This window comes from Vallitalea pronyensis, assembly GCF_018141445.1.
GTDB lineage: Bacteria > Bacillota > Clostridia > Lachnospirales > Vallitaleaceae > Vallitalea > Vallitalea pronyensis.
Genome location: NZ_CP058649.1, coordinates 1032360 through 1050064, shown reverse-complemented (window position 1 = coordinate 1050064; position 17705 = coordinate 1032360). Strand labels below are relative to the sequence as shown.

Here is a 17705-nt window from a genome sequence, read left to right as displayed (position 1 = left end):
AAGCATATTTAATGATTCTTGCTATTTTCTAACCTCTTAATCTATCCCCATCAAACCCTCTCTCCTTTTGCTTCCAAACCCACGTTTCTTATTTTAGGGCATAAAAAAGCACCTTTTTGGCTTCCCGTTAAGGATTAAAAAAAGTACTCGTATTTTCTCATCTGCTATAAGCTTATGCCTTATATATAATAGTTCTGAAACCATTCTCTTTTCTAAGTGGAGTCATGCTCATACCTCTTACTTTGTTCTCAAATAAACCTTCAACACATAAAAACTATATGTTATTATCTTTAATATCAACAGATAAAAATTTATACTCACCATGTACAAACTTTATTACAAAAGTCGTCTCATAAGAAAGACTTTCATTTTCCTCTATCTCATTCGTTAGTATACACTTAAATTTTACGATCTCATCATCAACTATTACTTCATCAACGGATATATCGTAATGAAATGATCCCATAAACGGCTCATAAGTATAGGTGTGGCTGTTTTCATCATATTCTTTAACTTGTGAGTAGTCTATTTTTGTATTAAACTTGCTCAATATATATTCATCCACAATTTCTGATGGTACTGTAAGTGTCCATGTATCTTTGTTAAAATACCCATGAAGCTCTGGTCTCACGGTCCAAAAGGAACTCTCAACTATATAAGTATCATCAACTACAGTAAGTCCGGCAAACTGTGAAGATTTTATTTTTTCCTCTAATATAAGCTTATCAACAAGTTCGACAGGAATGGTATACTGATCTGATTTTGAATCATAATACTTCTCAAATATCTTCCAGTATTCAAAAGGCTCTATTGGATATGTCCCCGCACTCCTCATATATTGATAGGCTCTTTCATAATCCACAAAATCATCCTCATTAAAAGACATATCAAAATCAAAAACAAGAAAATAGCTCTGTACAATTTCTTTGAGGAGAGCATTATTTAATTCATGTATATTATCATTTATTTCAGCATATAAAGAATCTGATTTTTGTTCTGAACTTGAGCTACTTAGATTATCTGATGTTTCTTGTTCATTATGTTTATGTGGGGTTTGAACAAATTTCATACAACCTGAAAGGCATAATACAAGCAATAGTAGTAAAAGTAATCTTTTCATAAATTAACCCCTCCAAGATAATTTAGTATATGATAAAGTTCATTAACAAACTCTCACTAAAGGATGTAATAGGTGTCGAACTTTATCTTATCAAATAACAAGCTGATTAACAAGTTTTTTCAGGAGACAAACTTAGATTTTTATTATGAGATATGGATTTGTTAATGGAATTTGTGCCTTTATTTGAGACGAATAAGAGTTATGTTGTGCAACCATTAATTTCTTTATTTAACCATAAGAATAGACACCACTTCAAGTATCATTTTATCATTGCTCTTGAAGTGATGTCATTACTTTTTTATGTACTTCAGCTTTAATCTCATATTAAAATAAAACTTTGTTTTAATATTCAAAATTAATACATTGGCACCCAGTCACTATATGTTACACCTTCTTCTATACTTCTAAACTCGCTACACACCCTACAAGTTTTATGAGTATAATGAGTATACTTTTCTCGATAGTATTTTATACCCACTTCAAATTTAAACTCAGGATCTATAGTTGTTACTTTACTAATACGCCAGGAATGATTTCCCTCTGAACAACTTCTACTTGAACTATAACTCACATGTTGTTTTTCTGAACTAACACTTGCCATAGCAGGCATGGACGTTGTGAAGATTGCCATAGATAACGCCACTATTAATAATTTTCTAATTATTTTCATGTAAATCCCTCCTAAATAATATTTTTTATCTTATAGACTTACTCTAACATATTAACACACATTTTTGTGCATGTCCATTTATTATTTTGTATTATTTTAAATTATTGTATTTAAGTAGTTAATATAAAAATAAATACAATATAACGCTTCTAATCAGTATAAATAATGTTTATTATAATCATTATATGTTATATATTGTCATATTCTGAAAATTTACCTTTGTTTTCACAGGTCAAAAAGTTTTTCATACGAATTGTTCAACTAGAAACATAAGAAGTATCAACAAAATCACCTATGCTTAAGGCATTTTTAGAGGTACCAGATATATTAGTGATGGAAACGGATGGGAAAAGCAATCATTGTCACGCACCGATGGCAATAGTGTATGGCAGATTGTCATTACATTTAAGTAAGGATTAGCATTACATAAAAAGAAAAGATTGCCTATTCTTTTTTTCATTAGAATAGACAATCTTTATTATTATTTGGCAATCTTTTTTCTATCTAGGCAAACTATTTTATCGTTTGGCAAACATTTTTCTTTTGCTACAGCTGACTATAATATTCATAAGCCACCTACTCCACCGTCACACTCTTAGCTAAATTCCTAGGCTTATCAACATCATGCCCAAGCCCAACAGAAATATAATAAGCAAAGATCTGCTGTGGAATATTTGCAAGGAGTGATGTGAACATCCAGTGAGTTCTTGGAACATAAATCACATCATCGGCTATTTTACTGATATCTTTATTATCTTCTAATGCAATGGCCAATACATTAGCTCCTCTTGCCTTAACTTCTTTGATATTACTTACTGTCTTATCATATAACTCTTCGTGGGCTGTAAGTCCAACAAGTAGTGAATTATCTTCAATAAGGGCTATTGGGCCGTGTTTTAATTCACCTGCGGCATAAGGCTCAGCGTGTAGGTAAGCTATCTCCTTGAGCTTAAGAGCCCCTTCCATGGATACTGCAAAATCAAGACCTCTACCAATGTAAAAGACGTTCTTAGAGTTAATGTATTTGTCTGCTAATGCTTTAATATCGTCTACTTGACTTAGAACCTGAGATACCTTTTCTGGCAATAAATAGAGTTCTTTACGTAGTTCAATGAATGCATCCTTGGATAGTTTACCAAGTTCCATAGCAATCTTAATGGATAACAGATACATGGCACACAATTGTGCAGAATAAGCCTTCGTTGATGCAACGGCTATTTCTGGACCAGCCAGGGTATAGAGCACGTCATCTGCATCTCTGGATATGGTGGAACCAACCACGTTAACAATACCAATGACATGAGCTCCTGCTTGTTTAGCCAATCGTAATGCTGCCAATGTATCAGCAGTTTCCCCTGATTGTGACACCACGATCATTAGCGTATTTTCATCCATAATGGGGTCACGGTAACGGAATTCTGATGCCACTTCTGCAACAACAGGTATTCTAGCCACTCTTTCAATCAAATATTTACCTACTAAGCCCGTGTATGAAGCTGTACCACAGGCAACAATATAAATTTTGTTAATCTTTTCAAGGACTTCCTTTGTAAGGGTAATGTTATCAAGAACAATATCGTCTTGGTCCATTGGAAGTCTTGGCGCTAATGTATCTTTCACTACCTTTGGTTGTTCGAATATTTCTTTTAACATGTAGTGGTCATAGCCATCTTTCTGAGCGGCTTTTATATCCCAAGTCACATTGAAGACATCCCGTTGAATAACTTGCTTAGTCGTATCCATGATGGTAATATCTTCCTTGGTTACAATGGCAACCTCTTTATCTTCCAAGAGGTAAATGTCTCTCGTATGTTCTAAGATAGCTGGAATATCCGATGCAATAAAATTCTCACCTTTACCCACACCGATAACAAGAGGGCTGTCTTTTCTTACTGCTATTAATTTATCTGGCTCTTCATGGCACATCACACCAAATGCGTAGGAACCATCAATACGATCAACTGCTTGTAAAACAGCATCTAATAAATCATGTGATTCTCTATAATAGTAATCAATTAACTGAACAGCAACTTCTGTATCCGTTTCGGATAAAAATGCTTGCCCCATGGCTTCTAATTCTTCCTTTAGGTTCATATAATTCTCAATAATCCCATTATGCACCAAGGATATGGTACATGAACCATTCAAGTGAGGATGGGAGTTTACATCTGATGGCTCCCCATGAGTTGCCCAACGAGTATGACCTATACCAATGGTGCCTTGTAGTGGTTCCTCTGTTAACCGCTCTTCCAGCCTTTTCAATCGTCCCTTTGTTTTAATGGACATAATTGCTTCATTATGGATAGAGACACCAGCTGAATCGTAGCCCCTATATTCTAAACTTTTTAAACCATCTATTAAGATAGGCGTTGCTTCTCTATCACCTATATAACCTACTATACCACACATTCCTATTCCTCCTCATTCAATCTACTTTCTATTAATACCGCTAACTGCTTCGCTTCTTTGGTTAGGGCTTCTTGATCTTTTCCTTCAATCATCACACGCACTAAAGGTTCTGTTCCTGATGGTCTAATCAATACACGACCTTCACCATGGAATTTTTCTTCTAGCTGGTCAATAACCTTCTTAATCTCTGGGTCTTCTAAGTACTTCATTTTATGTTCATTCTTTACTTTTGCATTCACTAAAATCTGTGGCAGTACATCCATTACCTTAGCAAGTTCTGACAAGGTTTTGTCGGAATGCTTTAACGCTTCTAAAAGGTGTAGAGCTGTTAATAATCCATCACCTGTTGTATTTTCATCTAAGAAAATAATATGACCTGACTGTTCTCCACCCAGATTATAATCTTCTTCCATCATCTTCTCAAGTACATAACGATCGCCAACTGTTGTCTGCTCAATCTGAATACCTTTTTCTTTTCCCATCATAAATAAGCCAAGGTTACTCATAACAGTTGCCACAATGGTATCTTTTTTCAGAGTACCTTGCATTTTCATGTAATTACCGCAGATGGCCATAATCTGGTCGCCATCTACCATCTGTCCGCATTCATCTACTGCTAAACAACGGTCTGCATCGCCATCAAAGGCAAGACCAATGTCCGCACCAATCTGTTTCACAAAATGCTTTAAATCGTCCATGTGGGTTGACCCGCATTTTTTATTGATGTTGGTGCCATCTGGTTCATTATGAATGATGAACACTTCTGCACCTAATTGACGTAAAGTCTCTGGGGCAGATACATAAGAGGCACCATTCGCACAATCTATAACAATCTTCATGCCTTTTAGGTCCATATCTATGCGTGTTTTCACGTAATCGATATATGCATGTATACTTTCTGTTTTATGTGTTACTCTTCCAATATCGGTTCCTATACTTAATTGAATCTCATCCATATTATGTAAGATAATGTCTTCTATTTCTTCTTCCAGCGCATCCGATAACTTATGTCCCTTATTATTAAAGAATTTAATGCCGTTGTATTCTACTGGATTATGGGATGCGGATATGACCACACCTGCATCTGCGTTGTATAGCCTTGTTAAGTGTGCAACAGCTGGTGTGGGTACGATGCCTAAGCTGACGGCATTAGCGCCTACGGAACAAATACCTGCTATAATTGCTGCTGATAACATTTCTCCTGAAATCCTTGTATCTCTTCCAATTAAAATGGTTGGTTTATGCTTATTTTCTTTTGTTAAGACATAGGCGCCTGCCTGCCCTAACTTAAATGCTAGATCAATGGTAAGTTCCTGATTTGCTACGCCACGAACACCATCTGTCCCAAATAATTTTCCCATCATCTTTTTCCTTTCATGTCCCTTATAGTATCTTTAATTATCAAGGCCTTTGATATTTTACGTTTTCAATTATAGCACTAGTAAATTCTCCCTTCAATTAAAATCGCCTTAAAACCTGTTCAATTTCATTTCTGGTATATACCACTTAAGTGATTGGTCTATATTATAGTAATATGTTTTTAGCTTAATCAATGTTACAAAAATGTTATTGACTTGTGCTGTACACAAACTATGCTTTACATGGTTTATGTAGCAACATCTATATGATACTAGTAGGATGCAATCCCATTGTATGCATAAAAACAATGCATCCCCTTAATCAAGAAAATGCATTGCTATATGTTTACTATTAATTATTATCGTTCTCTGTAGATCCATCACCATCAGTTGCTGGGTCTGTATTATCCGTTGATGGCTCATCATCTGGGTTATCACCGGTTGTATCTTCTACTTCTTTTGTTAGCTCAACGGTAATCTTAGGCAAGTCTGATTCCAATTCAACAGTGTTAGGATAAGCAAGTACTAACGACACTTCATGTGTCCCTTCCGATAGATTACTTAAATCAATACTAGGAACTAGAGATCTTGCTGTAACCCTATTTAACTCCTGTTGAATGCCACTAAATACGAGTTTAATATCCTCTTCATCTAAAATGGATAATTTTAGTCCATTTGGTGGTAATTTAGCAATGATATCGTTAGGTGCAATGGTCACTTCCTTGTCCACAATCTTATCAACTTTTACATCGATGGTGGCTTGTTCATTGGACTGGGTACTAACAGTCACACCATCTGGAAGATAATCGTTAATATTCTTAGTGATTTTCGTATCTTCTGTAAGTCCTTCAAGGGACACGGGTAGAGTAACAATATTGACTTTGTTAACAGCTTCTTCTGTACCGATTATCTCAACTTTTTTAGGTGTAACAGAGCTGCCTGTAAATGTATGGCCATTAGCAACTTTGCCACTTGGATTCACATTAAGGGTTACCGTTTTATACTTCCTAACTTTCACCAATACATCTACTTTATCAATGTTTTTATCCAAAAGTACTTCATCATTATTTTTTTGATATAACCGAATTGTACCTGATGTGGATACATCTTTGGATTCACCTTCTACTTGAATGTCTACATATACCTTATCCACTGAGTCGACGGTGGATTCTGCCCCCGTTATCTCAACGGTGTTAGGTGTCATAACCGTATCAATAATGCGATAAGAATCTTTAACCGTGCCTATATGTCTATAATTAATGGACTTAATTGCTGTTTTACTATTTTCCAAGCTTACATACATGTGCGAAGGTTCAATGTTCACCACATTGAATTCTTCACCCTCTATCTTAACCTCAATAGCACCAAAAGGGGATAGTTCCTGAATATTGGCTGTTGCCTTAATATCACCATTCCTTAATTTTTCAAGAACTGATCTTTTAGCCGATACACGAACATTGACGTATTCACCTTTATCAATGGTAATATATTGTTTTTTCTTATTAACGGTAATGACATTGGTATCACCGATAGGAATGTTTCCATTTAGTACCTGTACGGGTATAGGCGCATAGTCATCTTCATCAATAGGATCTTCTATTCTAATCACAGCAAACCAGATGAAAAAAGCCAATACGATTGATACAATTTTCCAACCTACATTTCTTGTGAATATATTACCCATCCTTCTGTCTACCTTTCCATAATTTAAATTTCTTAATGTCGGCTGTTTTCTTCTGATACGCTAATTTATTTCTTAAGTAATCACTGTCCACATTACGAATGATATTACCACCCATAGCCATGGAAATCTTACCTGTTTCTTCAGATATAATAATGACCACACTATCCGATACTTCTGTGATACCCACAGCAGCACGATGCCTTGTCCCAAGTTCTTTGCTCAGGCTCATATTATCGGAGAGAGGTAAGTAACATGTGGCTGCAACAATCTGATTATGTCGAATGATGACAGCACCATCATGTAAAGGGGTATTATGCTCAAATATATTAATCAGCAGCTCACTTGAAATATCCGCATGAATAGGTATACCAGTTCTTTCATACTCACCAAGTCCCACTTCTCTTTCAATAACAATGAGAGCCCCTGTTTTATACTTGGACATCTGATTAATGGCTTTAATCAGTTCCTCAATGGACTGTAATGTAATACGCTCTTTATTATCATCATCAAATATCATGAACGTGGATACAAAATCACGTCTTCCTAACTGCTCCAGGGCACTTCTAAGTTCAGGTTGAAAAACAATAACAAGAGCAATAATACCCACGTTAATGGTATTTCTAAATACCCATAAAATGGTATGCAGTTTTAATACACTTGCTAGGAAAAATACAATAAATATGATGATCATACCTTTGAATAATGTCCATGCCCTTGTACCTCTTATCCACTTTAATAGTTGATAAATGGCAAAAGCAATCAGACACATCTCGATGACATCTTTTATGCGAATCATAGGTAAATCAAATTTTGTAAAGCTTTCCCATATCATATCAAAACTAAATTGCTGCATTTTTACACCCTCTTCAACCTCTTAGAACGCAATCAACATGATGTTTATCGTTATCTGTATTTATATATAATAATCGATAAGGTTTACATCCTATATATCGTCATTTTTTCTTTATTAAATAAGCTCTACCGCTTTCCACGATAGCACTATTCGTGTCTCATTTTTTATATGAAATACCCATTGTCCCTTATAGCTTTTCTATCCCATGGGGCAACCTACATAAGTCTAATATTATTATAGCATTATTTTGATTGAAGAAACATAGATTTTCAAAAATATTTCGTTAAAACCACATATCTTTTGAAACATGGCATTATAGCTATATTTTAAGGGCTGTTACAAGATGCATTTTGCAACAGCCCATTTTGGCTTTTTAAACATTGATGACCTATTTATTTAGGTATACTGTTAATACGCTTAATCTTCTTTATCTGTTTTGCGATTTTTATTTTAGGTATCGCTCTTACATAATAAATATAATCGTCGTCTTCAAACTGTACTTTCTCAGCTCTTGAATAATCCACGGAGACTTTCATAAACTGACAAGCTGCTACCACAGCTATTGCAAGGATGGAACCCAAAACCACACCAACAAGGGATATATCCGTTTTTAAAATAATGTTGCCCACTGTAAAACCAAGCATGTTGGTGACGCCACCTGCAATGATAGCAAAATACCAAATATAATCAAATTCTAATCGACTTATAAAATATGTAATTAAGATAACAGCTATAAAGATAATAATGGTAAGCAACATGGCTTTATCATCCAGCAAAGAATCCATGATTGTTTTATACATACTCATAAGCGAATCTGGAATATTCGTTAAGTCTGTGGACTTGATGGCCACAATGGACGGAATGTACCCTCCAAAGAAATAGATGACTATACCGATACCAATAGGAATAATAGCCAACGGTCCTATAAACAGCCCTGCAAATACAGGTAAAACATAAGGAATACCTAATGAAAAGAGTAATGGTGTTGCAATCACAAGGTAAGCCATTTTCGGTACTAGACGCAAATACAGCAAGTATATGACTAACATGATAATAAAGATGATAGCTACCGCTTCAATGGACACATATGCCAAGTGGCTGCTAATCACCACAATCAACAATAAAATAATCCAGTTACCAGGTATAAAACTTGCCATAGCAGCTAAGCCAACATCGATGATGGGTTTATTGAGTACCTTAGCGTAATTAAGAAATCCGTTTAGCTTAGAAAATACCATCAATGCAAATATGAATTTCAGCACAGGCAAAACCCATTTCTCGTATCGTTTATAAAGTGTTATGAGCACTTCTCTTATCTCATATAGCTTTGTCATGTTCAAAATATCCTCCTCAAAAAATCCTTATTGGGTTAAGTCATCTTTATTCATGAATAACCCTATTTAAACTGATCTAATTTGCCAAGTAACTTCTTGTATTTTCCAATCCGAATCTCAGCACTTTTATATCGCTTCCTATATATCATGGTGGATATAATGGTATACACGGTTAATACAACAGCCAGTATAATTAGATACTTAATACCTATACCAATAAAATCAAACTCTGTTATTTTATTTAAGTCTTTCGTTACCTTCTGAATTAAATCAATACCAAAAAATATGCACAAGGCAATGGCTACACTTAGCCGGGTTTTAAAATTTTGATAGGACACATAGTTGGATTTGAAGAAATTGTTAACAGCAAAATCCTCTTGACCTATATTTTTTTCATAGATTGCCAAATGTGTCATGATCTTTACTTTCTCTTTATTCATATGTTCCTCCGTTCACCACATTACATCAACTTATTCCTTAGGCATTAAACCGTCTTTTTTATATTTGGCTCCAGCATGCCATAAAATCCATTCTTCAAGACCCGCATCGTATACTGCTTGTATCTGCGCTCTTATGGCTTCACCGTCATATACACGATAATTAGGTTTTCTAAGATAAGAAGCTGTAAAAGCTTGTAACCAAGGTCTGACAATGGCTGCTTCTTTATCCTCAAGTTTCTCGTATTCTTCATTAGAGTCTTCCATAGCACCAAAAATGGTTTCATATGGATATAGATCAGAGTGTTTATCTTTTGGTATACCAAAGAAGCCTTTACCATAGTGTGATGGGTATACCATTGGACATATAACATCTAGTTTTTCAGCCATTTTTAAATAATCTTGACCAATGACTTTTGCATCCACCTTACTATTAATAATAATACCAAATACATCTGCCGAAACTTTGACGCCATATGGTCTTAGCTCATTTGTAGCATATTCTACAAAGTCAGCAATGATTTCCATTCTGGTTTTTTCTTCAGAGCCAGGTCCAAAATCAACCTTCTCTAATTGTTTGGTTGCTTCAAATCGTATATAGTCAAACTGGATTTCCTTAAATCCTGCTTCTGCTGCTTTTTTAGCAATATTTACGACATAAACCCAAACATCCTTATTATAAGGGTTTAGCCAAGGCACTTTATCATAAAACCATAGAGAACCGTCCTTATTTTTAATCGCATAATCTGTTTTTCTTCTAGGTAAATAAGGATCCTTAAAAGCCACAATACGTGCTATAGGGTATATCTCATGGTCATATAGCTTATTCATAAAACTATCGATATTTTTAATATAGCGATATTCTGCTTCAACTTCGTCTACCTCTGGAATATCCATCTCAAACGTAACACGGCCATTATCGTCTTTTACATCAACAACAAATGCATTAATCTCTGTGGTGTCGGCAAGTTCAATTAACGTATCAAGCCTCTCTTTACTACTGGCAGCAGGTGCATTCACATAGACACCTTTCACAGCAGGTGCTTTTTGATATAAGTCATAACTTACCGTTGGTGCATGAAGATAGTCATTATAACCTACTTCAAGTGCAACCACTTCTTTGTCTTTGTTTGGATTTATAATTTTTTCGATAATACTCTCGTTATCTGCCGAATCGCTATCGCCATTCATGTAAAACTTGTAGTAACCAAATCCTCCTACACTAAGAACAATTAATAAAATCAATATTAACCATGTGTAATTTTTTTTCTGTCGACGTTTATATGGATGAGCCATTAACAATTTCTCCTATCTTTTTTAGTGATAACCCTCGATATTAGTTTCATTATAGCATATAAATTTTTTAATATCGACACTTTTTTAGCCAGCTTACTTTTGGTTTAGTTTCTAGAATACGACTTGGTTATCTTACCCAAATACCCTATTTATAACTGCTTCTAAGCATATTAAGAGAGCATCGTATCATCATTCGAAGTCGTTTTTGTAATGAAAATTTAATGGTCTATGTTCATTTTATATTATTGCACTTATTACATTTCTTAATCAAAATTTGTCGACTATTTGCTAAAGGTATTCCCCCTATTTTGTTTTATGTAGCAATGCCAGTTATTCAATAGTCCTCTATATACATACATGATAAAAGTATGATGAAAAGACCTCAATCAGTATAACATATTTTTCGTCATAAAGAAATAATGGAATCATAACGCAGCAAGGCAAAAAAACACCATAGAAGTACCCCCTCCCATGGTGTTCGTTTAGTAATTCTATCATGTTGTTGATGACTATGCCATGACATCTTCCTTAATGGTCATAATTGATTGGCTATAAGTTTATTAGGCTATTAGCTGCTTTAGAAAAAATTCCCATACCTAATCATTTGCCTAGCTACTTTAAAACCATTGAAGAGAATACGCCATTTTTTTCTCATCATTACGCCTATTTCTCTTGCACAATTATAGTAGCAAGGTGTTTTGTCATTACATGTAGTAATCATCCTGTTATAGGCTTTCTTATCTTCTTTGAGTGTGTCTATGTCTATGGCTTTATGTGCAAACTCAATGCATGGCGCATACGTACCATCTTCCAGCATCACAATAGAATACGTCATGGCATCACATGTTGGCATGGTTTCACCTTTGATATATTTTATATGTTCTTCATAGATTAAGCTTGCTAGATAATTATTCTTTCTTGCTCGATTTAGCATGTAGCGAAATATAGGTTCGATATCGTCATATGCGTAAATAAGGTCATTATTTTTTCTCCCCGCTATACCATTTACATACACATATGGCCTAATGGCATACATAAACCCTAATGACTCAGCTAAATGCTCTATGGCTTTCACATCATCCAGCCGGGTTAACTTAGAAACAGTGGTTGTAAGGGTCCAATTCCCTTGACGTTTGATGGGTGCTATGGTTTTAATATTGGCCATGACCTGCTCGTACGCATCTAGACCTCTATATTTTTTGTATTTCTCTGCACCCAGTATGTCCAAACTGATGGATAGATTACACTTTCTCTTGGCTATCTCACTTGCTAACGCCTTGTTCATTAAAATACCGTTGGTAATGACTGTAGGCTTAATCTTATGGGCTATAAACACATCAATGATTGCAATGAGATCAGTCCTAAGGGTTGGCTCTCCCCCTTGTATAAACACATAGCCAATCCCAAATTTTCTCAGTTTCTTAGCCTTTTCCATAATATGATGTAATGGCATATCCTGACTTTTTTCTTTCCATATATTGCACATGGGACAACGTTCATTGCAGAGCTTGGTCACATCGTACACAACCAATATGGGTTTTCTTCTTATTATATTGTTCAATACCTTTAACATATCCATCACTATTCCTTATTAATTATTTACATTTCCAATATGTATACTTATCCCTCATCATACGTTTCACCCAATCCCCTCAATAAACCATTATCCCAATACCAACCAATTTTATGGTATAAAAGCCAATATACCTATTGTCACCAACCCATAACAAGCAATAGCCATAACAAGTGGTTGATCTTCTATAATCAGTTCTTCTGGCATCTTACTTCCATCACTGTTAAACAGAAGAAATATATAGCGAATGACTCCATAAAAAACAAACAAAATGGTGATTAAGAACAGTTGACTTTGTTGTTCCAAAATAGAATACAGACTATAGGTCATGATGGTACATGCAACACATATGAGTAGCATATAATCCAATACTTGAATGGAATACAACTGTAGGTTTTTGCGATGTGCATTGGCCTTTTCTTCTAAACAGATGATTTCGCTTCGTCTTTTGCCTAGTGCCATAAGCATAGCCATAAAAAATGTACAGATAAGTATCCAAGAAGATACATGCTCATGAATAGCTAGAGCTCCTACAACAACCCTTAACAAAAACCCCATAGCAATGATGATGGCATCTATAATCACATAATGCTTGAATATAAGACTGTAACCGATGTTATTTATCATATAGATTAGGATAATCCCATTCACTAATGGTTCAAAAAATAAACTTACCATCATCGCAATGATTCCCAGAACCACCAGAAAAATAATCGCTTGTTTTTTGGTCAGTGCACCACAAGCTAAGGGACGATACTTCTTTTTCGGATGATACCGATCCTTGTCTACATCTACCATATCATTAAACACATAGATTATTGAAGAGATGATGATGAAATATCCCGTTAATAATACGATGGTCCATATCTTATGCCCTATTAAAAAGTTTTTGGAAAACAAGAGGGATGCAAGAACAAAAACATTCTTAATCCATTGCTTTGGTCGCATTAACGCTATATAATTTTTCATCTTCCTTTCAACCTATTTTGCTCTAGTCTATTCATGGTTAAATGTGTTTTATCTATTTTATAGATACTTCCCTCATGAAACGTTTTAACAGCTTTAATGGTGTGATAATGCTTTAGTTCATCTACTGTATAGAATGTTGCATGATCAGGTTTACCAAACCATGCGATGTAGACTTGTTTTCCATGAATAGAGCCCATGATAGCAGGATATTCATATAACGCAATACTCCTCCTCTTAGGTGTCCATCGACAATCAATGGACGTATTGAATGTGAGAAGAGCTGGATTATTTGTCATAATGACATCATCTTTACCCAGCCCCATATCTTGGATATAAGGAATCATGGCACTTTCCTCTCCATAGAATCTGTATCCTTCCTTTGCTTCATGGAACTCATCCTTGTGCTTTATATAGTGTGTCATTTGATACACATTGATAAAAATCGTCACCACCATACTTAACGTCACACACCATGAACCTAGTCGTCCAACGGATAACATGGCATCATGATCGAATAGCTGATCCACCACAATAAGCAGTAACCATATGACAGGCATATAAATAGGTACCCACATCCGGTCGTTAAGTGGGTCCATGGCATAATGAGATGCTATAAATAGTAGTATAGCGCTGTATAAGCCAATAAATAGGATTAGCATAGCACCCATACTTGAATGACTCTTGTGACCATTTCGCCAACACCTTTTTACACAAAATGCAACGGCTATGGTTATGACGATGATAAGTAAGACCACCCATCCATTAGCAGAATCTCCAGGGGCAAACCAAACATATAGGATATGTAGACTCTTGCGTATATTCGTCAACAGGGGTATCTTATGGATACCTCTTGACCCTGTAAACGTATGAGAAATAAATAGATTTCTCATAACCCATATGACCATAGGCATCGAGGCAATGGTGCCATATAAGAAAACATGGCCCACTTTTTTCCTAATAGGCTGTTCAAGACATAACATATAGATGGTGCATGTCATAAGCAATGTAACACCCATATACCTGGTTAGCCAACATAATGCCGATAGAATAGCTGCTATCATTAACCATTTCAGTTGATGACCTACCACGTAGTTGTGAAAACATACACATGCCATCACAAATAGTACAATAAAAACAGGTTCTGTCCATATAAATCGCATCACATGGAGCATCGGTATTGAAAAGGTTACCAGTACGACCCCCACATAAACCATCCATTTATGGTGCATATGCTTACATAACCACTTGGCTAATACGATTACAAGTAGGACATGTAGTAGAGGGTTCATTAATCTTACAAATAAAGCTGGTTCCATACCTAACCGAATAGGAATGGTCATCCATAAAATGTAGAGGGGTGGCCACTGGATGATGGGTGTTTTATAACCAAAGTATAGCATTCCTTTTCCTTCTAGCCATGTTTTAGCTCCATACGTATAAGCTATTGAGTCATGGGTGTAGATAGCACCTGTACTTGGTATAATGGCATATACAATGGTATACACCATAGGTATTATGAAAACTATCGTTATTAGCATGTGATATTTCTTCATGTCCGATCTCCATTATTACTTTATCCCTTAGTAATGCTTAATTTATATTGACATATAGCTGCATGAATGGTTATGAACTGCTGTAAAAAGTGTGTCTAACTGCTCATCATCCACTATCCAAATAAAGTGCATCTACATTGCTATTAGTCTATCAAGAAGGATTGAAGAACCACCTATTATTTTTCTTAAGATATTCTTAATGTCCATTGGTATGCTTTTATTGCTTGTTTATACTCATAAACTCAGGTAAATGATTGAAGATACGTTCGGTTAATACATTATTTTTAATTAAAAAACGCCTATGAACATCTGTTCATAAGCGTTTTTATCTACTATAATGGGACTTTCTCATATGAGAAAGCCCCTATCATCTACTCTTTGCTTTTCATGGTTGGGAAATTATACCGATTTTTTTATAACTCTTTATATCTCTGTATATCACTACTTCTGTACATTCAATTTTTTAGACTATTTTACAACTCTATATAGTTCTTTATAAATGGTCGTAAATCTGTCGTAAAGTGGTCGTAAGCTAGATTATTCCAGTGTGAGCTTACTTTGTTACAATTACCATGTAACTAAAATACCCTTTAAATATAAGCATCAAAGCTATTTGTTACAGATACATAAGTGAGCTGGTAATACTAGCAGCTCATATTGTCAAAGCAACTGGCTTGTGGCTATGCCACCGCCAGCAGCTTTGACAGAATCATTGGAAATCCTCATGTAATAGTTTCAATATTTTCTTCTTTGAAACCTTTGGAATAATTAAGCCCTTTATCGATTGCCCATCAATAAGTACGATTCCTTTACCTTGCCCAAATTTTATATCTTGTTCATCTACTAAACGTTCGCCCGCAAATAACCCTTTTCTACCTTCTGCAGTAAGATTTCCCAATCCAGCACATACATGAAAATTATCTGCACTACCACTTGACGCAGGAAAGATTGATGCAGTATATCTTTGCATGGATAGCCACAAAAAACATCTTCTTGACCTTCCTAGCATCAAAATAGAACTCATTATCTGCCTAATCTCATCTGCTTTTTTCTTTCCATCTTTAGTCACAGAATAATGTGATAGTAACCCTGCAATCTCATCTATCAAAAGAATCTTTATTCCTCCCTCTCCCCCTCTGGTGTGGCTAAGAACTCCTCATAATACTTCTTTATCATTACATAAGATTCCTCAAACTCCGCAAAATTCATTGTTATCCCAGTAAATTCACGACTTGCCTTAAAATCAACAATATATAGTAAAAAACCATATTTTTTTATCTTATATAACCAGTACAGAATAGCAGTACTCTTCCCAGAACCCGAACCACCTACAATAACAAAGTGGCTATCCAATGGAGCATACAAGGGAATTATTAACCCTTGTATGCTATATAACTGATAATCATATCCGATCATTATAGAATCACCCATCTAAATCCTCTGCTTCTGTATGATCTTTGACCACTTTATTGCGTGTTATAATTCTTTCGCGGTCGTTTTCTAACCCGATATCAAGTATACGTTTTTCTTCTCGGATTCTTGCATATCTGATTAGAAGATAAGGCATTCTCAAATCATGTCTGGTCTTCCAATTTACAAGAATGTGTGTATTAAATCCATAAATCTTCAAATAGCCCCTAACCAGATTCGATAGAACATTTTCTAGTACACGTTTTTCATGCTCATCTTCGTAATACACCGATATCGCAATATATGGTAACCCACTATTCACTCCAAAGCATAGCAGAGGTGTGTTTATTGCTGTCTTTGATAGATTTATAAGCTGTTTAAAACGCTTTTCACCTACAATATTCTTAACGTTCTCCCATACATCATTATCAAATCCTACATCATTGGAAAAAGAATACTGCATCTTTCATGCATAAAATTATGTAACTTTGTAACTGCTTCATCATTATCATAACCAGTCCCCAACCTAATAACATAGGTTACAACATAAAACCCACCTATACCAACAGCAAGTAGGCCTAATACTAACATTAGTATTTCCATAGTTAGTGTCCTTTCTACAGAGGGCATAAAGCCCGCTGATTTAATCCTATTTACTTATAACATCAATACGCTTTATTGTCTGAAATGTGCCCTTAGCTGTAGTAATGGCTTTATCATAAAGAATATCAATATCCATTCCAACTTTTAAAGCAGAACAATCATAATTACCAATTACCAACATATACAGAGTCAGCTTTCATTCCTATGCAACCTCTACCAGCTTCGCTATTTGTATAGTAAGCATTAAATTCTTCGGCTACGTGAAGCGTAGTAGCCTTCTAACAATGTGCATTTCTCGAAAAATTCATTCCTAAAATCTTCATAGAAATTACCTCCTTTCTAAGAAAAGCCAGCGCTTGCTTTCCTTTATTGGTGGCGTCCCACCTTGTACTTACCGGCTGTAATTATATTAAACCACATTATTTTCAATCAATAG

16 protein-coding genes are annotated in these 17705 nt (G+C 35.2%); all 16 read right to left on the bottom strand.

Annotation, left to right across the window (positions count from 1 at the left end; translation table 11 throughout):
- Window positions 1-274: 274 nt before the first annotated feature.
- Window positions 275-1120 carry a hypothetical protein gene (locus tag HZI73_RS04405; protein ID WP_212697050.1) on the bottom strand — a complete coding sequence of 282 codons (846 nt, stop codon included), beginning with the start codon at window positions 1118-1120 and terminating at the stop codon, window positions 275-277.
- 355 nt (window positions 1121-1475) lie between these two features.
- Window positions 1476-1790 (bottom strand): hypothetical protein, encoded by a 315-nt coding sequence (locus HZI73_RS04400; protein WP_212697049.1) that lies wholly within the window; start codon window positions 1788-1790, stop codon window positions 1476-1478.
- A 576-nt stretch (window positions 1791-2366) separates the two neighbouring features.
- Entirely contained in the window at window positions 2367-4199 is a 1833-nt protein-coding gene (glmS, locus tag HZI73_RS04395) for a glutamine--fructose-6-phosphate transaminase (isomerizing) (RefSeq protein ID WP_212697048.1), read from the bottom strand.
- 2 nt (window positions 4200-4201) lie between these two features.
- A complete protein-coding gene (gene glmM / locus HZI73_RS04390; RefSeq protein WP_212698693.1) occupies window positions 4202-5560 on the bottom strand; it encodes a phosphoglucosamine mutase in 1359 nt (452 codons plus the stop codon).
- Between the two features lie 349 nt (window positions 5561-5909).
- Window positions 5910-7241 (bottom strand): CdaR family protein, encoded by a 1332-nt coding sequence (locus tag HZI73_RS04385; protein WP_212697047.1) that lies wholly within the window; start codon window positions 7239-7241, stop codon window positions 5910-5912.
- A complete protein-coding gene (cdaA, locus tag HZI73_RS04380) occupies window positions 7234-8094 on the bottom strand; it encodes a diadenylate cyclase CdaA (RefSeq protein WP_212697046.1) in 861 nt (286 codons plus the stop codon). Before cdaA ends, HZI73_RS04385 begins: the two co-directional genes overlap by 8 nt.
- Before the next feature lie 392 nt (window positions 8095-8486).
- Window positions 8487-9428: a hypothetical protein gene (locus HZI73_RS04375; protein WP_212697045.1), complete on the bottom strand. Its 942-nt coding sequence runs from the start codon at window positions 9426-9428 to the stop codon at window positions 8487-8489.
- Window positions 9429-9490: 62 nt separating this feature from the next.
- A complete protein-coding gene (locus HZI73_RS04370; RefSeq protein WP_212697044.1) occupies window positions 9491-9868 on the bottom strand; it encodes a hypothetical protein in 378 nt (125 codons plus the stop codon).
- A gap of 30 nt (window positions 9869-9898) precedes the next feature.
- Window positions 9899-11161: a putative glycoside hydrolase gene (locus HZI73_RS04365; RefSeq protein ID WP_212697043.1), complete on the bottom strand. Its 1263-nt coding sequence runs from the start codon at window positions 11159-11161 to the stop codon at window positions 9899-9901.
- 577 nt (window positions 11162-11738) lie between these two features.
- Window positions 11739-12740 (bottom strand): radical SAM protein, encoded by a 1002-nt coding sequence (locus HZI73_RS04360; protein WP_246552357.1) that lies wholly within the window; start codon window positions 12738-12740, stop codon window positions 11739-11741.
- 105 nt (window positions 12741-12845) lie between these two features.
- Window positions 12846-13703, bottom strand: a complete 858-nt coding sequence (locus HZI73_RS04355; RefSeq protein ID WP_212697042.1) for a UbiA prenyltransferase family protein — start codon at window positions 13701-13703, stop codon at window positions 12846-12848.
- Window positions 13700-15256 (bottom strand): glycosyltransferase family 39 protein, encoded by a 1557-nt coding sequence (locus HZI73_RS04350; protein WP_212697041.1) that lies wholly within the window; start codon window positions 15254-15256, stop codon window positions 13700-13702. Before HZI73_RS04350 ends, HZI73_RS04355 begins: the two co-directional genes overlap by 4 nt.
- 709 nt (window positions 15257-15965) lie before the next feature.
- Window positions 15966-16364, bottom strand: a complete 399-nt coding sequence (locus HZI73_RS04345; RefSeq protein ID WP_212697040.1) for a hypothetical protein — start codon at window positions 16362-16364, stop codon at window positions 15966-15968.
- Between the two features lie 8 nt (window positions 16365-16372).
- Complete coding sequence (locus HZI73_RS04340; RefSeq protein ID WP_212697039.1) at window positions 16373-16672, bottom strand: hypothetical protein; 300 nt, start codon at window positions 16670-16672, stop codon at window positions 16373-16375.
- A 7-nt stretch (window positions 16673-16679) separates the two neighbouring features.
- Window positions 16680-17129, bottom strand: coding sequence for a hypothetical protein (locus HZI73_RS04335; protein ID WP_212697038.1), 450 nt, complete (start codon window positions 17127-17129; stop codon window positions 16680-16682).
- Window positions 17130-17315: 186 nt separating this feature from the next.
- Window positions 17316-17450 carry a hypothetical protein gene (locus HZI73_RS26635; protein WP_281418861.1) on the bottom strand — a complete coding sequence of 45 codons (135 nt, stop codon included), beginning with the start codon at window positions 17448-17450 and terminating at the stop codon, window positions 17316-17318.
- Between the last annotated feature and the right edge of the window lie 255 nt (window positions 17451-17705).